This window comes from Rhizobium rosettiformans (assembly GCF_016806065.1).
Taxonomy (GTDB): Bacteria; Pseudomonadota; Alphaproteobacteria; order Rhizobiales; family Rhizobiaceae; genus Allorhizobium.
The window spans coordinates 4,249,993-4,275,977 of record NZ_CP032405.1; the positions used below are offsets into that span (position 1 = coordinate 4,249,993).

Sequence of the window (25,985 nt, forward strand, 5' to 3'; positions counted from 1 at the left end):
GCAAGGCAGTTCGTGACAGACGCTGCGACAGAGGTAGGATAGCGAAACATCGCAAATTGCGGACTGAGGTCGGGAGGATCGACATGAAGAAGGGCTACAAGGACTTGCTGGCGGAGGCCGAGGCGCTGGTCGAGGCGGTGGATGCGTCGGAGGCAGCGCGTCTGCATTCGGCGAGCAATGTCGTCTTCGTCGACCTGCGTGACCCGCGCGAGCGCGAACGGGAAGGCACGATCCCGGAGGCCTTCTCCTGCCCGCGCGGCATGCTGGAATTCTGGATCGATCCGGAGAGCCCCTACCACAAACCGGTCTTTGCCGAGGAAAAGCTCTACCTCTTCTACTGCGCCAGCGGCTGGCGCTCGGCGCTGGCGACGAAGACGGCACTCGAGATGGGGCTAGAAAATGTCTGCCATCTGGAAGGCGGCTTTTCCGCCTGGCGAGATCGGGGCCTTCCGGTCGAGGCCGTCGTGGCGAAGACCAAGGGCTGACGGCCACACGTTGAATACCGAGGGCCCTTGCTCTATCTTGAAGCGTGAAAGCCGCACGATCGCCCCCCTTCGCATGACGGCGACGAGGTTCGATCGATGGTTCCCAACGGCCCGCTCTCGCCTGGTCCATGACAGGAGGTCATGGCGGTGTTTCGGGCCCAGTCTCGTGAGGAGACGATCATGGTCGAACGCATCAGCCGGACATCTCCAAGCGCCGCCTCTTCGCAGACGGAAGGCGGCCACACGCTGAACCTTGGTTCCGACGCGCAAAACGCCTGGGTCGCTGCCCGCCAGTCGAAGATCAATCACGACCTCGAAGAACGACAACAGCGGGATGCAGAAGAGAAGATCGCTCACGATTCACCGGCGGAAGACGGCGGTGATGTCGAAGAGAAGCGCCTGTCCGGCGAGAGTGAGCGCATCGGCACCCAGAATTTCGATGAAAACACCCCGTTCGGCGAGCGCGTCGTGATCGTCTGAGACGGGTTGTTTCTCGAAAGGTTGCCCAGCCAAACCAGCCCTGCAGGGTTCGAGATGGGGTACTCGACATATCCGCGTCGCACTTTGCCGCCAATCCCTTTAGGGTGCGGCCAAACAGACGAGGACCATCAATGCCCCATACGATTCGCATCGCCAACCAGGAACTTGCCGTCGAGGTCTCGACGCTTGGCGCAGAGATGCAGTCCCTGAAGACCGCGGATGGCCGGAATTTCCTGTGGGACGGAGATGCTGCTTGGTGGACGGGGCGGTCACCTATCCTCTTCCCGATCGTCGGCAAGGCGCCGGACGATAAGCTGGCGATCAACGGCCAAACCTATTCCATGGCGCAGCACGGCATCGCCCGTCGGCGGGAATTCACGATTGTCGAGCAGACGGCGACGGCCTGTCTTCATGAACTGGTTTCAAGCGACGAGACGCTCGAGGTCTATCCCTTCGATTTTCGGCTGACGCTGGAGCACCGCCTCGACGGGCGCAGCCTGTCGGTGACGGCGACAGTTGAGAACACCGGCGACGGGCTCCTGCCCTTCGGCATCGGTTTTCACCCCGCCTTTCTCTGGCCTTTGCCGGGAGCCGAGGGCAAGCCGCATCATGTTCAGCTCGACAACGGCGCCGAACCTGCGGTCGTGCAGCTGGAAGCCGGCCTGATCGGCAAGCGCCTGCCCTCCCCGTTCACGGCCGGAAGGCTCGATCTGAAGCATGCACTCTTTGCCAATGATGCGCTGGTCTTCCCTGAAGATGCGGGCACGGGGCTGACCTATGCCGCAGAAAGCGGGCCCTCGATGCATTTCACCTTCGAGAACCTGCCCAATATCGCCCTTTGGCAAAAGCCCGGCGCGCCCTTCCTCTGCGTCGAACCCTGGCACGGCATGGCGGCCCATGCGGGTGGGACCGCCGAACTGGTTGAACGGCCCTATACGGTGGCCCTGCCGGCAGGAGATGTCATGCGCTTCGGGTTTTCGGTCGAGATCAGAGGGTAAGGAAGGAGGAGCGTGGTGGCCCAGGCGTCGTCAAGACGACTGATGGAGATCGCCGACGCGCTCCCCCTGTCGCCCGGGATGCGCGTGCTGGAAATCGGCTGTGGACCTGGCGTTCTCGCCAGGCTCATCGTCGAGCGCATGCAAGGCGAGGTCTTTGTGCTTGGCATCGACCGGTCCGCGAAAGCGATTGCGGTCGCCAGGGCTAAGATCCAGCACGCCGCCTATCCGACTGCCCTCGCCTTTCGAGAGGCAGAGGCCGAGGGCTTCCAGCTCGCCGAGAACGAAGCTCCCTATGATCTTGCGGTCGCGGTCCGGGTGGGTGCGCTCGATGGTCGCCACCCGGAGGCCGGCAGGATGGCGCTTCGGCGCCTCCGGGCAGCGCTGACTTCGCAGGCACGCCTTTTCATCGACGGCGGCAACCCGCTTCGGGAAATTCCGCTGACGGGGCTTACGGACTAGCGCCCGATACACCTCTTGCCCGTTGCCATGCTTCGGATACTCTCCACCGGTCAACAACCGTGGAGAGGGCAGGCCTATGTGCAATCATTGCGTGATCGAGACTGTGAAGCAGAACATGTTGTCGAGGCGCTCCCTGTTCAAAGGCATGGCCTTTGCAGGCGCAGCGGCCGCCACCGGCGGGATTGCAAAGCCGGTGCTGGCGCAGCAGAGCCCGAGCAAGGTGGTGGACCTCACCCATGCCTATGACGCCACCTTTCCGACCTTCGACGGCAATCCCGGCATCGAATATGAATGGGCGGTGGAATTTGAAGGCAACGGCTACCAGCTTCACAAGCTGACGATCTTCGAACACACAGGCACCCATATCGACGCGCCCTTCCATTTCAGCGCCGACGGCAAGAGCGTCGACCAGATCGAACCGCAACAGCTGGTCGCCCCACTCGCGATCATCGACATCACCGACCGCGCCAAAGAAGACGCCAATGCGACCGTCGAGGCGGCAGACGTCGAGGCCTGGATCAGCGCCAATGGCGAGATCCCTCAAGGCGCGGTCGTGGCACTTCGCTCCGGCTGGGCGAAGAAGGTAAGTGAACCCGCCTTCCGCAACGACGGTGAAGGCAAGTTCGCTTTCCCCGGTTTCGGCAAGTCTGCGACCGACCTGCTCGCCACCCTCGACGTGGCCGCAATCGGCGTCGACACGCTCTCGCTCGATCCGGGCAATTCGGCCGACTTCGCCGTGCACAACAGCTGGCTGCCGGGCGGGCGCTACGGCATTGAGTGCCTTAACAATCTGGAGGAGCTTCCCGTCACCGGAGCGACGATCATGGTCGGCGCCCCGAAGCACAAGCGCGGCACCGGTGGGCCGGCCCGCGTCCTGGCGCTGGTTTGAGGACGACCACATGGCTGTCCTCCCTCTCCTCAGCGACGAGGAGGCGAGCGCGGAAGCGCTCGCCGTCTTCAACGATATCAGAACAAAACGCGGCACCGACTACGTCAACAACTTCTGGCGGGCGCTCGCCCATGATCCGGACGAACTCAAATCCGTCTGGGACCGACTGCAGACCGTGATGGCACCCGGCGCTCTCGACCCGCTGGTCAAGGAACTGATCTACATCGCGGTGTCTGCGACCAACAGCTGCGCCTACTGCGTTCATAGCCACACCGCCTCCGCCAAGTCCAAGGGCATGACGCCCGAAATGCATGCCGAACTCCTGCAGGTCGTTGCCATGGCAAGCCGTACCAACGCGCTGGCGGTGGCGCTCGGCGTGCCGGTGGACGCGCGGTTTGAGGCAGAGCCTGCGGCGAAGGGGGATTGAGCCGCAGCACGACAGATCGAGATTGCGGCTCTTTCCCTCTACCCGTCCCAGTCGCTACAGTGCGGGGAACAACAGAATCGGAGACGCCGCATGACCGACCTTGAACGCCGCATCGACCAGGGCACCGGCCGCGAGCCGGCGGATTTCGTGTTGAAGGGCGGGCGTTTCTTCGATCTGGTCACCGGCGAACTGGTCGCCTCCGACATTGCGATCTGTGGCGAAACCATCGTTGGCACCGTCGAGAGCTATGAAGGCCGCGAGGTCATCGACATCACGGATAAGATCGTCGTGCCCGGCTTCATCGATACGCATCTGCATATCGAAAGCTCGCTGGTCACGCCGCATGAATTCGACCGTTGCGTGCTGCCCTATGGCGTGACGACCGTGATCTGCGACCCGCACGAGATCGCCAATGTGCTGGGCACCGAGGGCATCCAGTTTTTCCTGGATTCCGCCGAACAGACGATCATGGACATCCGCGTCCAGCTCTCGTCATGCGTGCCAGCGACGCATCTGGAAACCTCCGGCGCCGACCTACCCGTCGAAAGGCTCCTACCCTTCCGCCATCATCCGAAGGTGATTGGGCTTGCCGAATTCATGAATTTCCCAGGCGTGATCCACAAGGATCCGATCTGCATGGCGAAGCTCGAAGCCTTCCAGGACGGCCATATCGACGGTCATTCGCCGCTCTTGTCGGGCCGCGATCTGAACGGCTATCTCTCAGCGCGCATCCGCACCGACCATGAATGCACGACTGCTGCGGAAGCCATGGAGAAGATCCGCAAGGGCATGCATATCCTTGTGCGCGAGGGCTCGGTCTCGAAAGACCTGCACGCGCTGATGCCGATCCTCACCGAGCGGCTGTCGCCCTTCCTCGCGCTCTGTACAGATGACCGAAACCCGCTCGATATCGCCGAACAGGGCCATCTTGACTACCTGATCCGCGAGGCCATCAAGAATGGCGTCGAACCGATCGCTATCTATCGCGCCGCTTCGATTTCTGCCGCCCGCGCCTTTGGTTTGCGTGATCGTGGCCTCGTGGCACCGGGCTGGCGTGCCGATCTCGTCGTCATCGACAGCCTCGAAAACTGCAAGGCGGAGATGGTCTTTTCCGCCGGCCGCCGCGTGACGGACGCGCTCTTTGCCACCCGCAAGCCGGTTGCCCCTGTCGGCCTAGACAGCGTCAAGGCGCGGGTGGTGAAGGCTGCGGACTTCGGCGTGCCGGTCGCAGAGGGCGAAACACCCGTGATCGGCGTCATGCCCGGCAAGATCATCACCGAGCATCGCCGCTACCGCCTGCCGACCTCGGGCAACCAGACATCCGTCGATCTCGAAAATGACGTGATCAAGGTCGCTGTCATCGAGCGCCACGGGAAGAACGGCAACCATGCCAATGGCTTCGTCCAGGGGTTTGGACTGAAGAAGGGGGCGATCGCCTCGACCGTCGGCCATGACAGCCACAATATCTGTGTGGTCGGCGTATCCGAGGAGGACATGGCAATCGCCGCCAACCGGCTTGGCGAGATTAAGGGCGGCTTCGTTGTGGTCGAGGACGGGAAGGTCACCGGCGAGATCCCGCTCCCCGTCGCCGGCCTGATGAGCCTGGAACCCTATGAGAGCGTACGCGACACACTGCACAGCTTGAGAAAAGCTGCCTATGCCCTTGGAACGACACTCGAAGAGCCCTTCCTCCAGGTCGCCTTCCTGCCGCTGCCGGTCATCCCGCACCTGAAGATCTCCGACAAGGGCATGGTCGATGTCGACAAGTTCTGCCTGATCGGGTGAGGATTGGCAGCGGACCATAGAAGTCTTATGTTTGAGGCGAGGATGAAGCCATGACCCGTCTCGAACGTCTTGTAGAAATGGTCCGCGAACTGTCGCCGGAGGAATTCGACACCTTCGCGGCCTCGGTGGCAGAACTGCGCGCCGAGCGCTGGGATCGGGAGATCGAACACGATTCGGCAGCAGGACAACTGGACAAACTCATCGAGGGCGCGTTGGCATCTCACGCGGGTGCGCGAACGCGGCCGCTGTGAACCACCACACCACACCGGAGTTCTGGGCTTGTTACAACGCGCTTCCAGAAGCGGTACGCAAACTCGCCGACCGTGACTTCGATCGCCTGAAGGCCGATCCCCAGCATCCATCTTTGCACTTCAAGCAGATCGGCAAAGTCTGGTCGGCGAGGGTCGGCATTGGACATCGGGCACTTGCCGTCCGGTCGGGCGAGGAATGGATCTGGTTCTGGATCGCCTCTCATGCGGATTACGATAAACTGATCACTCGATGATCGCTGTATGCTAGAGGCATGTGGTCCCGCCGCATCACCCAGGAACACAGGATCGTCTACGCCGTTGTCGGCAAGGGAGAAGACCAGACGCTGGTTGTCCTGCAATGCCGCTATCATTACTGACGAGGGCCCATGGCATCCCAGACTGAAGGCAATCGAATCAAGCCGTTCCGCCAGCGCCTTGTTCGCCTCTACTACGGCCGCGACACCGCAGCGATCCGCTTCCAATTCACCCTGATGGTGATCGACATTGCGATCATCGGTTTCTTCCTCGCCGGACCCTATCTGCGGGAACGTCCGAGCTACCTGATCCTCGACTACATGATCGCCGCCTGGATCGCGGTGGAGCTGATTGCGCAATGGTCGGCTTCCTGGTCTACGCGCCGCTTCCTGATGCGGCCGATGACATGGATCGACATCTTCGTGCTTTGCACTCTGCTCTTCCCCTATTGGCTATACAATTTCGCCTTCCTCCGCGTCGCCCGGATATGGGCCGTGGTCCAGAGGCCGGTATTCGGGCTGATGCTCGCCAGGCTGGGGCTCAAAGAACGCGTCGATGTGGTCAAGGCCTTCGTCAACCTGATCGTCTTCCTGCTTCTCGTCAGCGGATTCGTCTACACCTTCTTCTTCTATCGTGAGGATCCCGGCACCGGTTTTGTCGATGCTCTCTACTTTACCGTGGCGACCGTGACGACGACTGGTTTCGGCGACATCACGCTGCCGGGCACCTTCGGCAAGCTCACCTCGATCGTCACCATGATCATCGGCATCTCGCTCTTCGTGCGTCTGGCGCAGGCGATTGTCCGGCCGAACAAGGTGACCTTCCCCTGCCCTCAATGCGGCCTTTCGCGGCACGATATCGACGCGGTGCATTGCAAGGCGTGCGGTCACATCCTGAACATCCCCGACGAAGGCGCGACCTGAGGCTCAAAGCCGCTTGCGGAAATAGACGACCCGCTGGGTCTCTTCGAAGCCCAGCGCCGCATGCATGGCATGGGAAACGGTATTGTGCAGCTCGGCGTCGGAGGCGAGTTCGCTCAGGCCTTGATCTCTCGCCCAATCGGTGACGGCCGCGACGAGGCGCGCCGCCACGCCTTGGCGACGGACAGACGGATCCACCACAATGCCCTCCAGGAAGGCCACCGGCGAAGTCTCGGTGCCATTCACGTAGTCCGACCGCACACTGGCCTCCGCAAGCCCGATCGCATTGCCGGCGGGGCTGAAACAGAGGAAGGCGGCAAGCCTATCCGGCTGCGCCAGCGCATCGACGACTTCAGCCCTATGTCCTTCGATCGAAAGATGCGGCCAGAGTTGATGGCGAAGCGATGCCCAGGCGTCGAGATCTTCTTCTATCGCTCGCCGAACTGCAAACCCGGTCATGACAATCGCGCGCAAATACCGTCCAGCGACCCGAGGCGGATCTCGCCATCCACCACCGAGCCGGTCAGACCGGGCATGGGAAACACCTCGCGCACGCCATGGCCCTTGGGCAAGCCGATCTCCTGCGGCCCCCGGCGGAGATTGAAGACGAAGAGCAGGCGGTCGTCACCCTTGGAGCGGATGAAGGCGAGCACATCCTCATTGGTCGCCAGAAACTCCATGTCCCCGTCGATCAGCGCCGGATGGCATTTGCGGAAGGCAAGCGTCGAGCGATAGTGAGCTAGCACCGAGCCCGCATCCTTTTCCTGCACATCGACCGAAAGCGCCTGATGCTCCGCCGACACCGGAAGCCAGGGCTTGGCCGTGGAAAAGCCGGCCTGCTTCTTCGCCTTCTCCCAGACCATCGGCGTACGGCACCCGTCCCGCCCCTTGAAGGCCGGCCAGAAGCGGATGCCATAGGGATCGCGCAGATCCTCGAAAGCGAGTTCTGCCTCGGGCAGGCCAAGCTCCTCGCCCTGATAGAGGCAGATCGAGCCGCGCAGAGCCGAAAGCACTGATATGGCGAGCCGCGCCACGGCTTCCCGCTCCTGCGGCTGCTGGACGAAACGGCTGACATGCCGGGTGACGTCGTGGTTGGAAAAGGCCCAGCAGACCCAGCCGTCCTTCACCTGTTTCTGGAAACTCTCGACGCAGTGGCGGATATGGCTCGGCGTGAAGTCTGGCCCCAGCAGGTCGAAGGTGTAGCACATATGGAGCTTGTCGCCGCCGGACGTATAGGCCGCGACCGTCTTCAGGGAACGGGCTCCATCGCCGACTTCGCCAACCGTGGTGCGATCAGGATACTGGTCGAGCAATGCCCGGAAGCGCTTGAGAAACTCGATGTTCTCAGGCTGCGTCTTGTCATAGAGATGGCTCTGCATGCCGTAGGGATTGACGTCGGGCGCATCGAGGCCAGCGTCCTCGCTGTCCGGGACATGCGGGGGATTGTCACGCAATTCCTTGTCGTGGAAATAATAGTTCACGGTATCCAGCCGGAAGCCATCGACCCCGCGATCAAGCCAGAACTTCACCGAGTCGAGTACGGCATCCTGAACGTCCTTGTTGTGGAAGTTGAGATCCGGCTGCGAGGCGAGGAAATTGTGCATGTAATACTGCTTGCGCACCCCGTCCCACTCCCAGGCGGGACCACCGAAGACCGAGAGCCAGTTGTTCGGCGCGGTCCCATCCGGCTTGGCAGCCGCCCAGACATACCAGTCGGCCTTCGCATTGTCCCGGCTCGCGCGGCTCTCCTTGAACCAGGGATGCTGGTCTGACGTGTGCGAAATCACCTGGTCGATGATCACCTTCAGTCCCAGGCGCTTTGCCTCTGCCATCATCGCATCGAAATCGACAAGCGTGCCGAACATCGGATCGACGTCGCAATAGTCGGAGACATCATAACCCATGTCGGCCTGGGGCGACGTAAAGAAGGGCGATAGCCAGATGGCGTCAACGCCAAGCGAGGCGATGTAGGGCAGCCGCGCAATGATGCCCTTGATGTCACCGATCCCGTCGCCATCCGTATCCTGGAAGGAGCGCGGATAGACCTGGTAGATGACGGCGCCCCGCCACCAGTCGGCCGCATTGGATCGGGGGGATTGAGCGGGTGACTTCGTCATGGGCGGATCCTTTGAGCGGGAATCGTCAGGTCGCGCCTAGGGAATCGGGTTCGGAGACCGATGTCAAACGCCCCTTCTTCGACTGACATCAGACTGTAATATTGGACCCGCATAAGGCGGGGAGAGCTTGTGAAGGGTGACTCGCCGCTTCGGCGGCCCTTCGGATGGGGGCGGACACGCCATGCCGAGACTGACCATCGTGACCGATGCCTGGCACCCGCAGGTCAATGGCGTCGTCCGCTCGATCGAGACGACCAATCGCGAACTGCAGAAGATGGGCGTCGAGGTCTCGATGATCACGCCGGCACCCTTCCGCAGCGCCCCCATGCCGACCTATCCGGAGATCCGCCTGTCGCTGGTCACGCCGAGCCGCATCGGCCGGATGCTGGAAGAGCAGCAGCCAGACTACATTCACATTGCCACCGAAGGCCCGCTCGGCCTGATGGCCCGTCGCTGGTGCCTCAAGCACAAGCGCGCCTTTTCAACCACCTATCACACACGCTTTCCGGAATATGTGGCAGCCCGTCTGCCGGTGCCGCTTTCCTGGCTCTATGCCTATGTCCGCTGGTTTCACAATCGCGGCGGCGGTTGCATGGTGGCGACCGAAAGCCTCAGACGGGAACTGGCAGCACAAGGGCTCACCAATCTTAGCCTCTGGAGCCGCGGCATCGATACGAGCCTGTTTTATCCACGCGAGAAAACGGAAAAGCCCTTCGGCCTGCCCCGTCCGATCTTCATGACGGTCGGGCGCGTCGCGGTGGAAAAGAACCTGCCGGCCTTCCTCGACCTGGACCTGCCGGGATCCAAGGTGGTGGTGGGTGACGGCCCTGCCCGCGCCGACCTTCAGGCGCGCTATCCCGACGTGCATTTCACCGGCATGAAACACGGCGAGGATCTCGCCCGGGCCTATGCCGAGGCCGATGTCTTCGTCTTCCCCTCGAAGACCGACACCTTCGGCAACACCATCCTCGAAGCGCTGGCCTCCGGCGTCCCCGTCGCCGGTTATCCCGTGACCGGCCCCATCGATATCATCCCTTCCGGCTCAAACGCCGGCGCCATGGATCACAACCTGCAGATCGCCTGCATTGCAGCCCTTCAGGCCTCGCCCCAGGCCGCACGGCGGCTCGCCGAGACCTATTCCTGGGAAGCGGCCACTCAGCAGTTTTTCGACAATGTCGTGGAAGCGAAAGAGCAGCGCCGCAGGCGTGGTCTCAGGCAGCGCTTCGGCATCCGCCCGCGGGACGCGGACAGCTATCAGGCACCTGCAACCGAGTGAGGCTGGAGGTCAGCGGCGCCGCTTGCGGCCCTCGAACGGGTTCTCACCCGCCTTGAAGTGGATGCGGATCGGCACGCCCGGCATGTCGAAATCGGCGCGCAGACCATTGGTCAGATAGCGCACATAGCTTTCCGGCAGCGCATCGGGACGCGTGCAGGAAATCATGAAGGCCGGCGGGCGGGCCTTGACCTGCGTCATGTATTTCAGCTTCAGGCGGCGGCCAGAGACGGCCGGTGGCGGATGCTGGGTCGTGACGCTATCCAGCCAGCGATTGAGCTTGGCCGTGGAGATACGCTTGTTCCACACCTTGTCGGTGTCGACGATGTTCTGCATCAGTTTGTCGAGGCCGTAGCCGGTCTGGCCGGACATCGGCACCGCGCGGATGCCGCGCGCCTGCGGCAGAAGCCGCTCGGTCTTTTCACGCAGGTCGGCCAGAACCGCTTGTGGATCTTCGACGAGATCCCACTTGTTGAAGGCGAGCACGGCGGCACGGCCTTCGCGGAGCACGAAATCGACGATCTGGATGTCCTGCTTTTCGAACGGAATGGTCGCGTCGAAAACGATGACCACGGTTTCGGCGAAGCGGACGGCGCGCAGCGTGTCGGCGACCGAGAGCTTTTCGAGCTTTTCCTGCACACGCGCCTTCTTGCGCATGCCGGCGGTGTCGAACATCTTGATGGTGCGGCCGCGCCAGTCCCACTCGACCGAGATCGAATCGCGCGTGATGCCGGCCTCAGGCCCGGTCAGAAGACGATCTTCGCCAAGGAAGCGGTTGATCAGCGTCGACTTGCCGGCATTCGGACGGCCGACGATGGCGACGCGCAGCGGCTTGGTGTCGTCGTATTCGGGCTCGAACTCTTCGTCTTCGTCGCCCTCGCCCGCGGTCAGGACAACATCGGTTTCCGCCTCGTCGTCGGGCTCTGGGAAGGCGCGATCCTCGCCGATCGCTTCGACGATGGCGTCGCGCAGATCGATCATGCCTTGTCCATGTTCGGCCGAGATCGGTACGGGTTCGCCGAGACCGAGCGTATAAGCGTCGTAGAAGCCGCCGTCAGAGCCCTTGGCTTCCGACTTGTTGGCGACCAGCACGACCGGCTTGCCGCGACGGCGCAGCATTTCGGCGAGCGTCTGGTCTACGGGCGTGAGGCCATACTTGGCATCGACGACGAAGAGCGACAGATCCGCCTCGTCGATTGCCATCTCCGTCTGCGCCCGCATGCGGCCTTCGAGCGTGTCGGCGCCAGCCTCTTCGAGACCAGCCGTATCGATGATGGTGAAACGCAGGTCCACGAGCTTGGCCTCGCCCGGACGGCGGTCGCGGGTCACACCCGGGGTGTCGTCGACCAGCGCCAGCTTCTTACCGACGAGGCGGTTGAAGAGCGTGGACTTACCGACATTCGGGCGCCCGACGATGGCGACTGTGAAACTCATGGGAACGCTAGCTTTCCGGCCTTAACAGGCCTTGTCGTTGTTACGGCGCCTTGCCCGACGCCTTGATGTTGTCGAGCAGCATCTGGGCGCGGTTGGCGACATTGCGCGGGGTTTCCGCATCTTCACTGATCTGTTCGAACCATTCGCGGGCGCGGACCATGTCGCCGGCCTTGTAGGCGGCGAGACCCAGCGCTTCGCGGGCGGCGTGGCGCATGGCATTGGTCGGCGTTGCCATCGACTCGACGAGCGCCGAGACATCCTGGTAGGTGCCGGTATCGACGAGCAGCCAGGCAGCGCGGATCTTCGCCGTATTGCGCACGGCATCCGGGATCGAGGCATCGTCGCCGATCGTCTTGAAAGAGGCAATGGCGCCGGCCGGATCGCCCTTTTCGGCCAAAACCGAGGCGCCACGGAAACGGGCGAGCACGCCATAGGCGCCGTAGCCCTCCTGCTCCAGCGCCTGAAGTGCGGCTTCCGCCTCGTCGCGCTTGCCCTGGTCGGCCAGAGTAAGCGCCGCCAGGAACTTGTCGCCGGCATCCGACGCCTGGGTCGAATCCCAATGGGTCCAGAGACGATGGCCGGCCGTGCCGAGCACGATGACGACGGCGACACCGATGATCCAGCGGCTGTAGCGCTTCCAGGCATTGCGTACCTGGTCGGAGCGAAGCTCCTCGTTCACTTCGCGGATAAAGCTGTCGTTCTGGTCAACCATTCATACTCCCGGACGTCGCCGGCCTTTCCATGCAGTCTCTCATGCGTGAGCGGCCTTCTAGCCGATTTTTGCCCGCTTGTAAGGGGAAAACCGCCAAGAGCCTTAAGCCGTCACATGGCAAGCGGTGCCACACCGATCAACAGTTTGTGCAGCCACATGGTGATGACGGCCCAAGCGACGATACCACCGACCACGGCAATCGCATCGAAGCGGGCCGAAACGAAGGGCTTGAGCACGAGATCGCCGGCCCGTACACGCCGCTTGTAGTTGATCCTGAGGACCACGCCCCAGGCGAGAAGCGCGACGAACAGGAGAACCGACGCCAGGTCCCCATTGGCGAGCAGATGGGCAGCCGCCCAGATCTTGATGGACAGCACGATCGGGTGCTTGGTCTTGGTGGCGATATGGCCCGCCGGCAGGAAGCCGGCCACCAGACAGATCATCGCAAACAGCATCAGCGTTGTCGTCAGGTGGTTCATGCCGACAGGCGGGAACCAGAGATTGATGACGGGCGCGGTCGCATAGCCCCAGATCAGGACGACGAGTGACACGAGGCTCATCACCGAATTGATCACCCGCCAGCCCGTCTCGCCAAAGCGGTCGATCATCGACAGCCGGAAACCGGGCGCGACGACGCGGATCAGATGGGTAGCGAGAAACAGGATGATGCCAAGGATGAGAAGCGTCATGGGTCAGAACCTTTCAGGTCGAGTTGCCCAAAGCCTTACTGGTCCGGCGATCGAATTTCCAGAGCGTTCAAAGCTTCGCCGCATTTGGATGGGAGGCAACGCACCCTTTTGATTGCCGGGTAAATGTTGATGTTTCGTAGCCTGATTGCCTTTTCCCTCGCCGCAATGGCGACCACCGCGCTCGCCGGGGAGCCTGCCCCTGCGGCAAAAGGCGCAGATGAACAGAGGCCGAAACAACTGCTGCTCGTCTCCTTCGATGGCGCCCATGACAACAGGCTCTGGGCGCGCAGCCGCGAGATCGGCCAGAAAGCCAATGCCCGTTTCACCTATTTCCTCTCCTGCACCACGCTGATCCCGCGTGCCCGTGCTGGCGACTACAAGGCCCCGGGCATCAAGGCGGGCCGCTCGAATATCGGCTTTGCCATAAGCACGGAGGAAGTCGGCAACCGGCTGGACCACATCTGGAAGGCCCGCAGCGAAGGCCATGAGATTGCCAGCCATACCTGCGGCCATTTCGACGGCAAGGACTGGACGAAGGCGGACTGGCTGAAGGAATTCGAGGCCTTCGACCGGGTTCTGACGAATGCGTGGAAGGACAACGGCCTTGCCGATCGCGAACCGGAAGGCTGGGCGGACTTCGTCACGCAGGACATCACCGGTTTCCGCGCCCCTTATCTCTCGGCACCCGAAAGCCTGTTTCTAGCCGAGCGCGAACACGGCTTCCGGTATGACGCAAGCATCGTCACCCACGATCCGACGCTACCCGTCGAAAAAGCAGGCGTCGCCCGCTTTGGCCTGCCGCTGATCCCGGAAGGTCCCAGAGAGCGACGCATTATCGCCATGGACTACAATCTCTTCATCCGCCATTCCGCCGGCATCGACCATCCCTCGAAGGCCGACGAATTCGCCGAGCGCAGCTATCAGGCCTTCCGGTCGGCCTTCGATCGCCAATATGACGGCGAACGCATCCCCCTTCAGATCGGCCTGCATTTCGTCGAGATGAACGGCGGCGCCTACTGGACCGCGATGGAGCGGCTGGTAACGGAGGTCTGCCCTCTGCCCGATGTCGCCTGCGTGACCTATGCCGAAGCGCTCGACATGCTGGAGGGCCGGACCAACCCGGCGGCAGCCCCCGGCGCCATGTGATCGCATGACGCATTTACTTCCCGGCCGGCAAACCCGATATGCCGGTCAAACATCTCGGGGAAATCCATGAAGATCCTGTTCTTGCTTGCCTGCGCCTGCGTGATCGCCGCCACCATCGGCGCTGTCGCCATTGGGCTTTCGCTGTTCACCCAGCCGGAAGCCTATGCCGCCCTGCCCGCGGGCTTCACCACGGCAGCCTTGGTGTCGCCAAGCTTCGGCTGACAACCTCCTTCATCGCAAACGCAAAGGCCGCACCGGTTTCCCGGCGCGGCCTTTGCCATTTGGTCGCGTTGTGTCGGTCTCAGTAAGGCCGATCTGCGGCAATCTCGCCCTCTGCCGCCTCACGCTCGAGGTAGCGCTGGTCGATTGCCGGCAGCGGATCGCCTTCGATCGCTGCCTCGAACGCCTTCAGACGCTTGTGGATCGAGAGCAGTTCAATGATCGTTGACCAGTAGCTCACAAGATACTGGAAGCTGTCCGTCACCTGGCCGAAGGCGGTGGCGATCTGCTGCCACAGGCCCATGGTGATCTTTCCGGCAACGATCGTCGGGATCAGGATGAAGGTCAGGAAGATCGCGTCGAGCTGGCCATAGGTGTAACGCGCGACATTGAAATAGGTGTAGTGCCAGTACATCCGGAAATAGTTGCGGCGGACATTGCTGAAAAGCTCGCGCATCGTGATGGGCTCGGCCCGCTCGGCATTATCCTCGCCATAGACGAGTTCCTTACGGAAAGCAGCCTCGACGCGCTGATTTCGGAACTGCAGGCCCGGCAGCTTGATGCCGGCAACCATCAGCAGGATCGTGCCGAAGGCAGACCAGAAGATCGCCAGCCAGAACAGCGCATGCGGCACCGCGCCAATGATCGGCAACTCGCTGACATTCTCCGACATGCGGAAGAGGATCGGCAGGAAGACGACCAGCGTCATGACCGAATTGATCAAGGCAACGCCCAGTCCTTCCAGGATGTTGGCAAAACGCATCGTGTCTTCCTGGACACGCTGCGAGGCACCCTCGATGTGACGCAGCTTGTCCCACTTCGACAGGTAGAAGTCATTCATCGCATTGCGCCAGCGGAAGACATAGTGGTTGGTGAAGAAGGCGGTGAAGACCGAAAGCGTCACGCCGACCATACCGATTTCCAGGAACCGCAGTTGCAACTCATAGAGCTGGCCGGCCGTCACCGTGCCGTCGCCGTTCAGCGCCTGCTGGAAGAGGTCGAAAAAGGGACCGCGCCAGTTGTTGACCGCGACCGAGATCTGCACGCTGAAATAAGCGATGAAGATGATGAAGGCCGAGCCCCAGATCGACCAGTTGGTCCAGGGATGATCTTTTGCAATCAACTGCCAGGCGACCCCGAAAATCAGCACGAATATGGTGAAATACAGATAGAACCAGAGATTGTCTGGCGTGAAGAAGAAGGCGAGACCGACCGGCGGCTGCTGCCCCTCTGCAAGCGGCGGAAGACCGATCGCGGCACCGATCTGCGGTCCGACCGTATACCAAACGATGATGCAGACGAGGGTCCAGAGCGCAGCCGACGTGAAGAACAGTTTGGGCTGAGGAAAGAAGGAGTGAAACACGCGGAAAACCTTCGTGTGGGAGAAGTCCTGTAGAGCCAGCCGGAACCTAGGGCAGATGGTTCCGTGCAGCAATGGCATCGCCAAATTGTGGCAGAATTACCCCCGCGAAAATTAAGGGTCTGTAAGGTTGGATGGAAGGCGTGTGTCTCAAGCTTGTCTTGCCTCCAGCCCAAAAACCGCTAGGGAAGTGCCAAAGCTTTTTCAGGAGTGCCCCATGAGCGATCTCAGCCTGCAGCAGGCCATCGACAACATCTACACCTCGATCAACAACGACAACGAAGACATCGATCTTCACATTGCAGCCCTGAAGGCCGCGATGGCGAAGGAAGGCGTCAAGGAAGCCGTGTTCGAGCCGTCCAAGCTCGCCCAGTCGAACCGTCAGGGCCGCAAGATCATGCAGTCTTACTTCAAGAAAAAGGGCGTCGCCGTCGCTTTCTCGAAGGCCGACTGAGACACACCAGAAGCCACGGCGCTCGCCCTAGTCGGCGAGCGTCATCACCAGCGGTCCGTTCTTGGTCACCACGATCGTGTGTTCGAACTGCACGGTCGGCGCGCGCGGCTCACTGTAGAGCGTCCAGTTGTCCTTGTCGCCGTCCTCGGCCCATTGGCCGCCGAGCGAGAGAAACGGCTCGACGGTAAAGACAAGCCCCTCCTCCATGATCCGCGTTTCATCCGGATCTGGCCAGGTCGAAAGCTCCGTCGGTTCCTCGTGCAACGAGCGGCCGACGCCGTGGCTGGCGAGATTGGTGATCAGCGTATAGCGGTTCTTCTTGGCAAAGGCGCCGATCGAATTGCCGATATCGGCCAGCGGCCGTCCGGTCTTCACCTGGTTCAAGCCCACCCAAAGCGCCCGCTTGCCGTCGCGCAGCAAGCGTTCCTGCTTGGCCGTGCCCGGCGGCACGATGAAGGACGAGCCGGTATCGCCGAAGTAACCGAGCTTTTCCGCCGAGACGTCGATGTTGACGAGGTCGCCCGCCTTGATGACCCGGTCGCCCGGAATGCCATGGGCGATCTCTTCATTGACCGAGATGCAGGTCGCACCGGGAAACTGGTAGCAAAGCTCCGGCGCAGACTGAGCGCCATTGTCTTCCAGTAGCTTTCGGCCGATCAGATCCAGTTCGCGCGTCGTGATCCCCGGCTCTAGCGCCGCCGCCATCACCTTGACGGCGGTCGCACAGATACGGCCGATATCCTTGAGACGGACGAGGTCCTCTTCGGTTTCAACAATCATCAGGGGTCCTCGCAGTCTTCGGGGCGCAGGCCCTCAGGGCAGCAGCCCACGGGGGCAAGGCCGCTGCTTACGCAGCCGACGCCTTCTCCGTCAATGCCTGGCGCACCAGGGGAGCTACTTTCGTGCCGTAGAGCTCGATCCCGCGCATGATCTCGACATGCGGCATCGGGCCGATCGCCATCTGCATCAGGAAGCGATCGTTCTTGAAGATGCCGTGCATGGCGACGATCTTTTCGGCCACGGCTTCCGGATCTCCGACGAAGAGCGCACCGCGCGGACCGCGCGAGGCATCGAACTGCGCCCGGTTGGTCGGGCCCCATCCACGCTCACGGCCTATCCGGTCCATCACCACCGCCTGCGGCGCGTAGAAGATGTCGGCCGCCGACTGCGTCGTGTCATGGATGAAGCCATGCACGTTGATGCTCGTCTTCAGCAGCGCGGGATCAACACCGGCCTTGGCCGCACTCTGACGATAGAGATCGAAGAACGGCGCAAAGCGATGTGGTTCACCGCCGATAATGGCAAGCGCCAGCGGTAGGCCGAGATAACCTGCGCGCGCTGCCGACTGGGGCGTGCCGCCGATCGCGATCCACAGCGGCAGCAGATCCTGCAGCGGACGCGGATACACGCCGCGACCCTGGATGGGTTTGCGGGTCTGACCTTCCCAGCTCACCACCTCGTTTTCGCGGATCTCCATCAACAGCTGCAGCTTTTCGGCAAACAGCAGGTCGTAGTCTTCCAGGTCGTAACCGAAGAGCGGAAAGCTCTCGATGAAGGACCCGCGACCGACCATCATCTCGGTGCGGCCGTTGGAGAGCAGATCGACCGTCGCATATTGCTGGAAGACACGCACCGGATCATCAGAGGAGAGCACCGAGACCGCGCTGGTCAGCCGGATGTTCTTGGTCTGCACGGCCGCAGCGGCAAGAATGGTCGCCGGCGAGGACGCCATATAGTCAGGGCGGTGATGTTCGCCGAGACCGAAGACATCGAGCCCAACCTCGTCCGCCAGCCGGATTTCCGCCAGGAGTTCGTCGACACGGCGCTTGGCATCGGCCCCCTTGTTCGCGACATTCGGGTCGACATCGGCAAATGTGTAAAGTCCGAGTTCCATGGGAAGACTCCTGATTGCGTGTATTGGCTCAGACATAGAGATTTGCGGCTGCAGACAAAAGGGCCCGCCATCGAACAGTGTGTCTCCCCGGACTTGCTCTATAGGAGGGGCGTTGTCGGCTGCGGCAAAACGCCGTTGCACTGGAACTTCCTTTAGGACTAACCTTTCCCTTCGCGGGCGCAACATCACGCCCGTGATCCATCGGCATCCGTCGAGAAGGAACCATTCACATGAAAAGAACTGTTGTCATCACCGGCTCCACCAGTGGAATCGGCCTTGGAATCGCCCGTGCCTTTGCCGCTGAAGGGGCGAATGTCGTCATCAACGGCTTCGGCGATGCCGCCGAAATCGAGAAGGCGCGCAAGTCTCTGGAAGCGCATGGCGGCAAGGCGCTCTATCACGGCGGCGACATGACCAAGCCGGCCGAGATCGCCGACCTGATCGCCACAGCCGAGAAAACCTTCGGCGGTGTCGATGTGCTCGTCAACAATGCCGGCATTCAGCACGTCTCCCCGGTCGAGGATTTCCCGATCGAGAAATGGGACCAGATCATCGCGATCAACCTGACCAGTTCCTTCCACACCGTGCGTGCGGTGGTCCCCGGCATGAAGGCGAAGAAAAAAGGCCGCATCATCAACATCGCCTCGGCCCACGGCCTCGTCGCCTCGCCCTACAAGTCCGCTTATGTGGCAGCAAAGCACGGGATTCTCGGTCTGACCAAGTCGGTCGCGCTCGAAGTCGCCGAGTTCGGTATCACCATCAATGCGATCTGCCCGGGTTACGTGCTGACCCCGCTTGTGGAAAAGCAGATCCCCGATACGGCCAAGGCCCGCGGCATCACCGAAGAACAGGTGAAGACCGAGGTGATGCTGCGCCTGCAGGCAACCAAGGAATTCGTATCGATTGACGAGGTCGCTCAGACCGCGATCTTCCTCGCGAGCGAAGCTGCCCGCCAGATCACCGGCACCTCGATCTCCATCGATGGTGGCTGGACCGCACAATAGACTTGAAAGATAACGCTGCGCCGCCCACCATTGGTCACGTGGTCGGCGCAGCGCCGGCGTCCGCAAAATGGACGTCTCCAGGGGGACAAAAGACATAAATGACAGACTGCATTCGTTTCATCCTGAACGGCGAAGACATCGCCCTTACCAGCCTCGATCCCACCGAGACGCTGCTCGACTTCCTGCGCCTGAAGCGTCGGCTGACCGGCTCAAAGGAAGGCTGCGCCGAGGGCGACTGCGGCGCCTGCACGGTGTTGGTCGGGCGGCTCGTCGCAGGACGGCTACAGTATCAGACGGTCAATGCCTGCATCCGCTTTGTCGGCTCATTGAACGCCACGCACGTTGTCACGGTCGAACACCTCGCAGCCAAGGACGGGACGCTGCATCCCGTGCAGCAGGCCATGGTCGACTGTCACGGCTCGCAATGCGGTTTCTGCACCCCGGGCTTCGTCATGTCGCTTTACGGGCTTTGGCTGACCTCGGAAAACCCCAGCCGTGCCGAGATCGAGCGCGCGCTTCAGGGCAATCTCTGTCGCTGCACGGGTTATGAGCCGATCGTTAAGGCTGCCGAACAGGTCGCCCGCATCCGCCCGTCTTCCCTCTTCGACCCGCTGGAACGCGAACGGGCCAACATCATCGCGCGGCTGGAAGAGATCTCGACCCGCGAGGCGATCGCGATCACAGGCCCCGATGGCCGGCGCCTCGTCGTGCCCGGCAGCGTCGAAGGGCTGGCCGAAACGCTGGCTACCCATCCCAAGGCGACCGTTGTCGCCGGCGCCACCGATGTCGGTCTTTGGGTCACCAAGCAGATGCGCGTGCTCGACCCTGTCGTCTTCATCAATCATCTGGAAGACCTGCGGAAGATCACCGTCACGCCAGAGGGCATCACGCTCGGCGCCGGTGTCAGCTATACCAGCGCCTTCGAAGCGCTGCGCCGCGAAATCCCCGCCTTCGGTCGTCTGATTGAACGCATCGGCGGCCAGCAGGTGCGCAACATGGGCACGATCGGCGGCAATATCGCCAACGGCTCGCCGATCGGCGATAGCCCGCCGGCCCTGATCGCGCTCTCCGCCACTGTCACCCTGCGCGCAGCCTCAGGCACCCGCACCATGCCGCTCGAAGATTTCTTCATCGACTACGGCAAGCAGGACCGCCAGCCGGGCGAATTCGTCCAAAGCATGTTTGTGCCCCGCCCGAAAGCTTCGAGTCACGTCGCGATCTACAAGATCACCAAACGCCGCGACGAGGACATCTCGGCGCTCTGCGGCGCCTTCCATCTGGAGAGCGATGCCGATGGCACGGTCACCCATATCCGCATCGCCTTCGGCGGCATGGCGGCAACCCCGAAACGCGCCCGCGCCGTCGAGGCAGCCCTTTACGGCAAGCCCTTCACCCAGGCGACCGTGGAAGCTGCCCGCGACGCCTTCGATCTCGACTACAAGCCGCTCACCGACTGGCGCGCCACGGCGGAATATCGCCAGCTGACGGCGAAGAACCTGCTGACGCGGTTTTTCCTGGAAGTGTCCGGCACGCCGCAGGAACTGCAGCGCTTTGCGGTGGAGGAGGCGTGATCATGGATAAGGCGACCTACGAGACGACGAAGTACATCAAGGGGCCGATGCACCAGTCGCTCCGGCATGATTCAGCGCACAAGCATGTCGCCGGAAGTGCCGAATATATTGACGATATTCCAGAACCCGCAGGCCTCCTGCATGGTGCGCTTGGCATGGCGGACCGCGCCCATGCGGAGATCCTGTCGATCGATCTTTCGGCGGTGAAGGCCTATCCCGGCGTCGTCTGCGTGCTGACGGTCGACGACATCACCGGCGTCAACGACGTCTCCTCTGGCGGCCGCCACGACGAGCCGCTGATCGCGACCGACAAAATCGAATTCCACGGCCAGACTATCTTCGCCGTCATTGCCGAAACCCGCGACGCAGCCCGAAAGGCCGCCCGTCTCGCCAAGGTCGAGTACCGCGACCTGCCCTTCTGGACCGATATCGACGGCGCGTTGGGAAATGGCAGTCCGCTCGTCACGCCGGGCATGACCCTGAAGCGCGGCACACCGGAGACCGAACTCGACAAGGCCAAACACCGCATCCAGAGTTCGATGCGCATCGGCGGCCAGGAACACTTTTATCTCGAAAGCCATATCGCTCTTGCCATCCCCGGCGAGGACGACGATGTCACCGTATGGTCCTCGACACAGCATCCGTCGGAGATCCAGCACATCGTCGGTCATGTGCTCGACATCCCCTCCAACGCCATCACCGTCAACACGCGGCGCATGGGCGGCGGCTTCGGCGGCAAGGAGACGCAAGGCAACCAGTTCGCGGCACTCGCCGCACTCGCCGCCAAGAAGCTGAAGCGCGCCGTCAAATTCCGCCCCGACCGCGACGAGGACATGGGCGTCACCGGCAAGCGCCACGACTTCAAGATGGATTTCGACGTCTCCTTCGACGATAGCGGAAGGATCCATGCGATCGAAGCCAATTTCGCCGCCCGCTGCGGCTATTCCTCCGACCTCTCCGGCCCGGTCACCGACCGCGCCCTCTTCCATGCAGACTCAAGCTATTTCTATCCGCATGTGAAACTGACCTCGCAGCCGCTGAAAACCCACACCGTTTCCAACACCGCCTATCGCGGCTTCGGCGGGCCGCAGGGCATGCTTGGGGCAGAGCGGGTGATCGAGGAGATCGCTTATGCGTTGGGCAAGGACCCGCTCGAGGTCCGCAAGGCCAATTTCTACGGCGAGAAGGGCTCCGGCCGAGACGTGACCCCCTACCACCAGCAGGTGGAAGACAACATCATCCTCAAGGTCGTGGAGGAGCTGGAAACCTCCTGCGACTACCAGGCCCGCCGCCAGGCGATCCTGGAGTTCAACCGGACCAGCCCCGTCATCAAGAAGGGCATCGCGCTCACACCGGTGAAATTCGGCATCTCCTTCACCATGACCGCCTTCAACCAGGCGGGCGCGCTCGTCCATATCTATCAGGACGGCTCGATCCATCTGAACCATGGCGGCACCGAAATGGGCCAGGGCCTCTACACCAAGGTCGCCCAGGTCGTTGCCGATTGCTTCCAGGTCGATGTCGACACGGTGAAGATTACCGCAACGACCACGGCCAAGGTGCCGAACACCTCGGCCACCGCCGCCTCTTCCGGCTCGGATCTGAACGGCATGGCAGCATGGGACGCCGCCCGGCAGATCAAGGAACGGCTGATCGCGTTCGCAGCCGAGAAGTATGCGGTCCCGGCCTCGGAGGTCGAGTTCTTGCCCAACCAGGTCCGCGTCGGCGGTGAGATCTTCTCCTTCGGCGACTTCGTCAAACAGGCCTATTTCGGCCGCGTCCAGTTGTCTGCCGCCGGCTTCTACAAGACACCGAAGATCCACTGGGACCGGGCTGCCGGTCGAGGCACACCCTTCTACTACTACGCTTACGGCGCCGCCTGCACGGAAGTCTCGATCGACACGCTGACGGGCGAATATCTGATGGAGCGCACCGACATTCTGCATGATGTCGGCAAGTCGCTCAATCCGGTCATCGACATAGGCCAGATCGAAGGCGGCTTCGTCCAGGGCATGGGCTGGCTGACGACGGAAGAACTCTGGTGGGACGGCAAGGGGCGCCTGCGCACCCACGCCCCCTCGACCTACAAGATCCCGCTCGCTTCGGACCGGCCAAAGATCTTCAACACACGGCTCGTGCCCTGGTCTGAGAATACCGAGCCCACCATCGGCCGCTCCAAGGCCGTCGGTGAACCGCCGTTCATGCTGGCGATCTCGGTGCTGGAGGCGCTGTCGATGGCGGTGGCTTCGGTTGCCGATTACCGTGTTTGCCCAAGGCTTGATGCGCCGGCGACGCCGGAGCGCGTGCTGATGGCGGTGGAGAGGTTGAAGCGGGCCTAGCTCTGGCGTGTTGCTGCCCGCAACAGATAGAGAAAGGCCGCGAGGATCAGCACCGGTAGAACCAGCAGCTTAACCAGATAGGCCGTGGCGATGCCGATCGATGCGGAGAAGAGGTCGGCCGAGATCGCGACGCCATCCTGAATCACCTGCGCATTCGCAGCGGCGGTGGCGGCCATGTCGGAGGCCGCCTGCAATGTCCCGGTAAAGGCCGAACCGAGGCGGTCGAACATCCCCTCCTCCGCAGGTGGAATCCGGTCGGTCGGAGACAGCGTCGGAAGCGCTGGCGCTGCCTCCCCCTCGATCCCGACCAAATCGTGCTGGCCGCTCATGCGATCCAGAACTTCCGTCGCATTGGTCCAGGCTCGGTCGGTGATCGCATCACCCGCATAAAAGGCGATCGTATAGGATGCAGGCAGGAGGACCGCCCCGAGCACGCCAAGGACGAGAACGGCCCTGGCCAACCGGTTAAGGATGGGTGGCACCCGACGCGCGGTAAGGGTGAGCCCGGCGCAAAACAGCGCGCAAGCTCCCAGAGCGATCGACGCGACCTTCGCGACCGGCACCAGAACGAGCGACAGGATGCCGGAGACGATCGCAAGGCCGAAGAGAAAGTCCACCAGGCGCTCGATCGTGTTGATGACAGGCTGCAGCAATTGCCCCGGGCTTGCGGTCACCGATGCGACGCCAACGCCGCCGGTGATATCGGCATCGCGCGCCACACTCATCACCGAATTCGCCACGCGCAAGGTCCCATAAAGCGCGCCGCTGCCAATCATGACGTCGCGGCTGAACCGGGCAGCAATGTCTGCCAGCGGATTGACGAGAAAGAGCGCCACCGCAAAGCAGGCAACGAGAAGCCAGATGATCGTTCCCTGCGTCCTGGTCATTCGAACTCCCATGTCGTCGATGCGAAACCATAACATGGTCGGCATGTTACGGGCGCAGAGAAACCATGGTCGGATAAACCAAAAGCCACGCTGTCCAGTTCCCCGCCGAAAATGCTAGGATCGCCGCATCATGAGCCTCACCACCCTCCGCGTATTCCTCGCCGCCCATCAAAACACCGTCCTCGTCGAGGTCGCCGAGACCAAGGGATCGACGCCGCGCGACAACGGCACGATCATGCTGGTCGCGGAAACCGCGCTGTGGGGCACGATCGGCGGCGGGTATCTGGAATTCCTGGCGATCGGCCATGCGCGCAGGCTGCTCAGCGGCGAGACGCTTGCTGCAACCCTTGACGTGCCGCTCGGCCCGGAGATCGGTCAGTGCTGCGGTGGACGGACACTTCTGAAGTTCACCCGGCTCGACAGGGACGGCAACCAGATACTCTTGCAACGCCTCGCCGAGGAGCGGTCACATTTCCCCGAGGTCATGGTCTTCGGCGCCGGCCATGTCGGCCTCGCGCTAGCCCAGGCACTCGCCCCTCTCCCGCTGAACGTCACGCTCATCGACTCGCGGCCGGAAATCGATGGCGAACCGCCCGAAGGCATCACCTTCCGCCGCGTCGCCATGCCCGAGGCAGAGATCGGGAAGTTGAAACCCGGCGGTGCCGCCGTCATCCTCACCCACGATCATGCATTGGATTTTCTGATCGGCAAGGAAGCGCTTGAGCGCACCGACCTCGCCTATGTCGGCATGATCGGTTCGAAGACCAAGCGCGCTACCTTCGCTTCCTTCTTGGAGCGCGAGGGCGTGGGGCGTGCAAGCCTGGACCGGCTGACCCTGCCGATCGGCGGCAGCACGGTGAAGGACAAGCGCCCGGCCGTGATCGCGGCGATGGTCGCAGCCGAATTGCTGGGTGTGCTGCTGAATACAGAGTGAGTGACATGCGGAGCCGATTGGGTTTATGCTGAAACCCAATCATGAGGATACCATGGCCACCGGATCACACCTGACGATCGAACTCAACCAGGATGTCGAAGCGAAGCTGTTGGAGCTTTCCGCCGCGACCGATCGCAGCCAGGCGGAACTGGCAAACGTTGCGCTGATGAGCTATCTTGACCGGGAGCTGAAGACTGTCGACGGCATTCGCCGAGGGCTGGCTGATATCAAGAGCGGCGATCTTGTTGACCACGACAAAGCCATGGACGAGCTCGACGCCGTGATCGAAGCAGCCGAAGCGGCACGACTGTGACGCGTCGGGTCCGATGGACGCGAACGGCCCTCGATGACCTGAAATCCCAAATTGCCTTTATAGCAGCTGATCATCCGACGGCGGCTAGATTGGTTGCCAGGTAGATCCGATCGAGCGGAGAACTGCTGGGGCAGAAACCGACAGGACGTCCGGGACGTGTCACGGGGACATGGGAAAAATCGGTCCCCGGCCTCCCTTATATCCTCGCCTATACGATGATAGCCGCCGAGACTCCTGAAACGGTCGTAATTCTTCGCGTGATCCATGCGGCCCGTGATTGGCAGTCAGAAAGCTGGCCAGCCTGACATGTGCATGAAGTGCCTGATTCAAGACAGGAGAACCGCGCCTCAAGCACCTGATAAATCGAGAAATCTTTCATATCGATCCAAGCCGCATACGGTCAAGCAGCCGTCTCTGAGACGCCTCTATGCCCCGCTGCATGTCAGCCTCAGCCTCCAACCCCACGTCCCGTCTGAGGTCTTCGGGCAGCTCGTCCACCGAGAACCGCCGGCGCCGTTTGCCCGGCGAGAAGACACCCCGCAGCCATTGTTTGATACCCTCTGATCTGGGCATGAACCGTCCTATCGCGGACACCATCTCTGCCTCCACGCGTTTGATGTCGTCTTGTTTTATGACGCAATCATGCCCGCGGTTGCGGGCGCGATCCAATTCAATTACGCTTTCCATGGA

Annotated in this window: 30 protein-coding genes; 21 read left to right on the forward strand and 9 right to left on the reverse strand. The window is 62.1% G+C overall.

All coding sequences use genetic code 11. From position 1 onward, the window contains the following. Window positions 1–83 precede the first annotated feature (83 nt). The 11 genes from D4A92_RS20915 (at window position 84) to D4A92_RS20965 (ending at window position 6,952) form a co-directional block, all read left to right on the forward strand. Window positions 84–485: a rhodanese-like domain-containing protein gene (locus D4A92_RS20915; RefSeq protein WP_203017063.1), complete on the forward strand. Its 402-nt coding sequence runs from the start codon at window positions 84–86 to the stop codon at window positions 483–485. A gap of 180 nt (window positions 486–665) precedes the next feature. Then, on the forward strand, window positions 666–965 hold the full coding sequence (locus tag D4A92_RS20920) for a hypothetical protein (protein ID WP_203017064.1): 300 nt from the start codon (window positions 666–668) through the stop codon (window positions 963–965). A 131-nt stretch (window positions 966–1,096) separates the two neighbouring features. Then, entirely contained in the window at window positions 1,097–1,963 is an 867-nt protein-coding gene (locus D4A92_RS20925; RefSeq protein WP_203017065.1) for an aldose 1-epimerase family protein, read from the forward strand. Window positions 1,964–1,978: 15 nt separating this feature from the next. After that, entirely contained in the window at window positions 1,979–2,422 is a 444-nt protein-coding gene (locus tag D4A92_RS20930) for an SAM-dependent methyltransferase (RefSeq protein ID WP_203017066.1), read from the forward strand. 76 nt (window positions 2,423–2,498) lie between these two features. Continuing rightward, window positions 2,499–3,311 (forward strand): cyclase family protein, encoded by an 813-nt coding sequence (locus D4A92_RS20935; RefSeq protein WP_203017067.1) that lies wholly within the window; start codon window positions 2,499–2,501, stop codon window positions 3,309–3,311. A gap of 10 nt (window positions 3,312–3,321) precedes the next feature. Further along, on the forward strand, window positions 3,322–3,738 hold the full coding sequence (locus tag D4A92_RS20940; RefSeq protein WP_203017068.1) for a carboxymuconolactone decarboxylase family protein: 417 nt from the start codon (window positions 3,322–3,324) through the stop codon (window positions 3,736–3,738). Window positions 3,739–3,828: 90 nt separating this feature from the next. Then, window positions 3,829–5,523: an adenine deaminase gene (ade, locus tag D4A92_RS20945; RefSeq protein WP_203017069.1), complete on the forward strand. Its 1,695-nt coding sequence runs from the start codon at window positions 3,829–3,831 to the stop codon at window positions 5,521–5,523. 50 nt (window positions 5,524–5,573) lie between these two features. Beyond that, window positions 5,574–5,774 (forward strand): hypothetical protein, encoded by a 201-nt coding sequence (locus D4A92_RS20950; RefSeq protein ID WP_203017070.1) that lies wholly within the window; start codon window positions 5,574–5,576, stop codon window positions 5,772–5,774. Then, the gene (locus tag D4A92_RS20955; protein ID WP_203017072.1) at window positions 5,771–6,028 is read left to right on the forward strand and encodes a hypothetical protein; all 258 of its coding nucleotides are present in this window, start codon (window positions 5,771–5,773) and stop codon (window positions 6,026–6,028) included. The genes D4A92_RS20950 and D4A92_RS20955 overlap by 4 nt, the downstream gene beginning before the upstream one ends. A gap of 18 nt (window positions 6,029–6,046) precedes the next feature. After that, window positions 6,047–6,151, forward strand: a complete 105-nt coding sequence (locus D4A92_RS20960; RefSeq protein ID WP_203017074.1) for a type II toxin-antitoxin system YoeB family toxin — start codon at window positions 6,047–6,049, stop codon at window positions 6,149–6,151. Between the two features lie 9 nt (window positions 6,152–6,160). Further along, the gene (locus tag D4A92_RS20965) at window positions 6,161–6,952 is read left to right on the forward strand and encodes a potassium channel family protein (RefSeq protein ID WP_203017076.1); all 792 of its coding nucleotides are present in this window, start codon (window positions 6,161–6,163) and stop codon (window positions 6,950–6,952) included. Between the two features lie 3 nt (window positions 6,953–6,955). On the opposite strand, the gene aac(6') is transcribed toward D4A92_RS20965, so the two are convergent. Further along, window positions 6,956–7,408, reverse strand: coding sequence for an aminoglycoside 6'-N-acetyltransferase (gene aac(6'), locus D4A92_RS20970; protein ID WP_203017078.1), 453 nt, complete (start codon window positions 7,406–7,408; stop codon window positions 6,956–6,958). Then, window positions 7,405–9,066 carry an alpha-glucosidase family protein gene (locus D4A92_RS20975; protein ID WP_203017080.1) on the reverse strand — a complete coding sequence of 554 codons (1,662 nt, stop codon included), beginning with the start codon at window positions 9,064–9,066 and terminating at the stop codon, window positions 7,405–7,407. Before D4A92_RS20975 ends, aac(6') begins: the two co-directional genes overlap by 4 nt. A 181-nt stretch (window positions 9,067–9,247) precedes the next feature. On the opposite strand from D4A92_RS20975, the gene D4A92_RS20980 reads away from it, so the two are divergent. Then, window positions 9,248–10,342, forward strand: a complete 1,095-nt coding sequence (locus D4A92_RS20980) for a glycosyltransferase family 4 protein (protein WP_203017082.1) — start codon at window positions 9,248–9,250, stop codon at window positions 10,340–10,342. Between the two features lie 9 nt (window positions 10,343–10,351). Here the strand turns inward: D4A92_RS20980 and der are convergent, their stop codons facing one another. The 3 genes from der to D4A92_RS20995 form a co-directional block, all read right to left on the reverse strand. Further along, the gene (der, locus tag D4A92_RS20985) at window positions 10,352–11,773 is read right to left on the reverse strand and encodes a ribosome biogenesis GTPase Der (RefSeq protein ID WP_203017084.1); all 1,422 of its coding nucleotides are present in this window, start codon (window positions 11,771–11,773) and stop codon (window positions 10,352–10,354) included. 40 nt (window positions 11,774–11,813) lie between these two features. Continuing rightward, complete coding sequence (locus D4A92_RS20990) at window positions 11,814–12,485, reverse strand: tetratricopeptide repeat protein (protein ID WP_006725728.1); 672 nt, start codon at window positions 12,483–12,485, stop codon at window positions 11,814–11,816. 110 nt (window positions 12,486–12,595) lie between these two features. Continuing rightward, the gene (locus D4A92_RS20995; RefSeq protein ID WP_203017086.1) at window positions 12,596–13,174 is read right to left on the reverse strand and encodes an NnrU family protein; all 579 of its coding nucleotides are present in this window, start codon (window positions 13,172–13,174) and stop codon (window positions 12,596–12,598) included. A 129-nt stretch (window positions 13,175–13,303) separates the two neighbouring features. Between D4A92_RS20995 and D4A92_RS21000 the strand changes: the two genes are divergently transcribed. Next, complete coding sequence (locus D4A92_RS21000; protein WP_203017088.1) at window positions 13,304–14,320, forward strand: polysaccharide deacetylase; 1,017 nt, start codon at window positions 13,304–13,306, stop codon at window positions 14,318–14,320. Window positions 14,321–14,386: 66 nt separating this feature from the next. Further along, window positions 14,387–14,542, forward strand: a complete 156-nt coding sequence (locus D4A92_RS21005) for a hypothetical protein (protein WP_203017090.1) — start codon at window positions 14,387–14,389, stop codon at window positions 14,540–14,542. Window positions 14,543–14,621: 79 nt separating this feature from the next. Here D4A92_RS21005 and sbmA read toward each other — a convergent pair whose 3' ends face one another. Further along, window positions 14,622–15,902 (reverse strand): peptide antibiotic transporter SbmA, encoded by a 1,281-nt coding sequence (sbmA, locus tag D4A92_RS21010; protein WP_203017092.1) that lies wholly within the window; start codon window positions 15,900–15,902, stop codon window positions 14,622–14,624. Window positions 15,903–16,116: 214 nt separating this feature from the next. Here sbmA and D4A92_RS21015 point away from each other — a divergent pair, with 214 nt between their 5' ends. Further along, a complete protein-coding gene (locus D4A92_RS21015; protein WP_203017094.1) occupies window positions 16,117–16,353 on the forward strand; it encodes a hypothetical protein in 237 nt (78 codons plus the stop codon). Window positions 16,354–16,380: 27 nt separating this feature from the next. On the opposite strand, the gene map is transcribed toward D4A92_RS21015, so the two are convergent. After that, window positions 16,381–17,133: a type I methionyl aminopeptidase gene (gene map / locus D4A92_RS21020; protein ID WP_203017096.1), complete on the reverse strand. Its 753-nt coding sequence runs from the start codon at window positions 17,131–17,133 to the stop codon at window positions 16,381–16,383. 67 nt (window positions 17,134–17,200) lie between these two features. Continuing rightward, the gene (locus D4A92_RS21025) at window positions 17,201–18,247 is read right to left on the reverse strand and encodes an LLM class flavin-dependent oxidoreductase (protein WP_203017098.1); all 1,047 of its coding nucleotides are present in this window, start codon (window positions 18,245–18,247) and stop codon (window positions 17,201–17,203) included. A gap of 230 nt (window positions 18,248–18,477) precedes the next feature. Here D4A92_RS21025 and D4A92_RS21030 point away from each other — a divergent pair, with 230 nt between their 5' ends. The 3 genes from D4A92_RS21030 (at window position 18,478) to xdhB (ending at window position 23,161) form a co-directional block, all read left to right on the forward strand. After that, complete coding sequence (locus tag D4A92_RS21030; RefSeq protein ID WP_203017100.1) at window positions 18,478–19,251, forward strand: 3-hydroxybutyrate dehydrogenase; 774 nt, start codon at window positions 18,478–18,480, stop codon at window positions 19,249–19,251. A 98-nt stretch (window positions 19,252–19,349) separates the two neighbouring features. Continuing rightward, entirely contained in the window at window positions 19,350–20,822 is a 1,473-nt protein-coding gene (gene xdhA / locus D4A92_RS21035; RefSeq protein WP_203017102.1) for a xanthine dehydrogenase small subunit, read from the forward strand. A 2-nt stretch (window positions 20,823–20,824) separates the two neighbouring features. Further along, window positions 20,825–23,161: a xanthine dehydrogenase molybdopterin binding subunit gene (gene xdhB / locus D4A92_RS21040; RefSeq protein WP_203017103.1), complete on the forward strand. Its 2,337-nt coding sequence runs from the start codon at window positions 20,825–20,827 to the stop codon at window positions 23,159–23,161. Here xdhB and D4A92_RS21045 read toward each other — a convergent pair. Then, on the reverse strand, window positions 23,158–24,048 hold the full coding sequence (locus D4A92_RS21045; RefSeq protein ID WP_203017105.1) for a hypothetical protein: 891 nt from the start codon (window positions 24,046–24,048) through the stop codon (window positions 23,158–23,160). The genes xdhB and D4A92_RS21045 overlap by 4 nt on opposite strands. Window positions 24,049–24,178: 130 nt before the next feature. Between D4A92_RS21045 and xdhC the strand changes: the two genes are divergently transcribed. From xdhC to D4A92_RS25295, 3 genes are all read left to right on the forward strand, one after another. Further along, a complete protein-coding gene (gene xdhC / locus D4A92_RS21050) occupies window positions 24,179–24,982 on the forward strand; it encodes a xanthine dehydrogenase accessory protein XdhC (protein ID WP_203017107.1) in 804 nt (267 codons plus the stop codon). 52 nt (window positions 24,983–25,034) lie between these two features. Further along, the gene (locus tag D4A92_RS21055; RefSeq protein ID WP_203017109.1) at window positions 25,035–25,295 is read left to right on the forward strand and encodes a CopG family ribbon-helix-helix protein; all 261 of its coding nucleotides are present in this window, start codon (window positions 25,035–25,037) and stop codon (window positions 25,293–25,295) included. Between the two features lie 125 nt (window positions 25,296–25,420). Further along, complete coding sequence (locus D4A92_RS25295; protein ID WP_348649897.1) at window positions 25,421–25,600, forward strand: type II toxin-antitoxin system RelE/ParE family toxin; 180 nt, start codon at window positions 25,421–25,423, stop codon at window positions 25,598–25,600. Window positions 25,601–25,985 lie beyond the last annotated feature (385 nt).

Excerpts from the sequence above, each read along its gene's own strand:
- D4A92_RS20915 (WP_203017063.1), top strand. The coding sequence starts at position 84 with ATGAAGAAGGGCTACAAGGACTTGCTGGCGGAGGCCGAGGCGCTGGTC.
- D4A92_RS20920 (WP_203017064.1), top strand. The coding sequence starts at position 666 with ATGGTCGAACGCATCAGCCGGACATCTCCAAGCGCCGCCTCTTCGCAG.
- D4A92_RS20925 (WP_203017065.1), top strand. The coding sequence starts at position 1,097 with ATGCCCCATACGATTCGCATCGCCAACCAGGAACTTGCCGTCGAGGTC.
- D4A92_RS20935 (WP_203017067.1), top strand. The coding sequence starts at position 2,499 with ATGTGCAATCATTGCGTGATCGAGACTGTGAAGCAGAACATGTTGTCG.
- D4A92_RS20940 (WP_203017068.1), top strand. The coding sequence starts at position 3,322 with ATGGCTGTCCTCCCTCTCCTCAGCGACGAGGAGGCGAGCGCGGAAGCG.
- ade (WP_203017069.1), top strand. The coding sequence starts at position 3,829 with ATGACCGACCTTGAACGCCGCATCGACCAGGGCACCGGCCGCGAGCCG.
- D4A92_RS20950 (WP_203017070.1), top strand. The coding sequence starts at position 5,574 with ATGACCCGTCTCGAACGTCTTGTAGAAATGGTCCGCGAACTGTCGCCG.
- D4A92_RS20960 (WP_203017074.1), top strand. The coding sequence starts at position 6,047 with ATGTGGTCCCGCCGCATCACCCAGGAACACAGGATCGTCTACGCCGTT.
- D4A92_RS20965 (WP_203017076.1), top strand. The coding sequence starts at position 6,161 with ATGGCATCCCAGACTGAAGGCAATCGAATCAAGCCGTTCCGCCAGCGC.
- D4A92_RS20975 (WP_203017080.1), bottom strand. The coding sequence starts at position 9,066 with ATGACGAAGTCACCCGCTCAATCCCCCCGATCCAATGCGGCCGACTGG.
- D4A92_RS20980 (WP_203017082.1), top strand. The coding sequence starts at position 9,248 with ATGCCGAGACTGACCATCGTGACCGATGCCTGGCACCCGCAGGTCAAT.
- der (WP_203017084.1), bottom strand. The coding sequence starts at position 11,773 with ATGAGTTTCACAGTCGCCATCGTCGGGCGCCCGAATGTCGGTAAGTCC.
- D4A92_RS20990 (WP_006725728.1), bottom strand. The coding sequence starts at position 12,485 with ATGGTTGACCAGAACGACAGCTTTATCCGCGAAGTGAACGAGGAGCTT.
- D4A92_RS20995 (WP_203017086.1), bottom strand. The coding sequence starts at position 13,174 with ATGACGCTTCTCATCCTTGGCATCATCCTGTTTCTCGCTACCCATCTG.
- D4A92_RS21000 (WP_203017088.1), top strand. The coding sequence starts at position 13,304 with ATGTTTCGTAGCCTGATTGCCTTTTCCCTCGCCGCAATGGCGACCACC.
- D4A92_RS21005 (WP_203017090.1), top strand. The coding sequence starts at position 14,387 with ATGAAGATCCTGTTCTTGCTTGCCTGCGCCTGCGTGATCGCCGCCACC.
- D4A92_RS21015 (WP_203017094.1), top strand. The coding sequence starts at position 16,117 with ATGAGCGATCTCAGCCTGCAGCAGGCCATCGACAACATCTACACCTCG.
- map (WP_203017096.1), bottom strand. The coding sequence starts at position 17,133 with ATGATTGTTGAAACCGAAGAGGACCTCGTCCGTCTCAAGGATATCGGC.
- D4A92_RS21025 (WP_203017098.1), bottom strand. The coding sequence starts at position 18,247 with ATGGAACTCGGACTTTACACATTTGCCGATGTCGACCCGAATGTCGCG.
- D4A92_RS21030 (WP_203017100.1), top strand. The coding sequence starts at position 18,478 with ATGAAAAGAACTGTTGTCATCACCGGCTCCACCAGTGGAATCGGCCTT.
- xdhA (WP_203017102.1), top strand. The coding sequence starts at position 19,350 with ATGACAGACTGCATTCGTTTCATCCTGAACGGCGAAGACATCGCCCTT.
- xdhB (WP_203017103.1), top strand. The coding sequence starts at position 20,825 with ATGGATAAGGCGACCTACGAGACGACGAAGTACATCAAGGGGCCGATG.
- D4A92_RS21045 (WP_203017105.1), bottom strand. The coding sequence starts at position 24,048 with ATGACCAGGACGCAGGGAACGATCATCTGGCTTCTCGTTGCCTGCTTT.
- xdhC (WP_203017107.1), top strand. The coding sequence starts at position 24,179 with ATGAGCCTCACCACCCTCCGCGTATTCCTCGCCGCCCATCAAAACACC.
- D4A92_RS21055 (WP_203017109.1), top strand. The coding sequence starts at position 25,035 with ATGGCCACCGGATCACACCTGACGATCGAACTCAACCAGGATGTCGAA.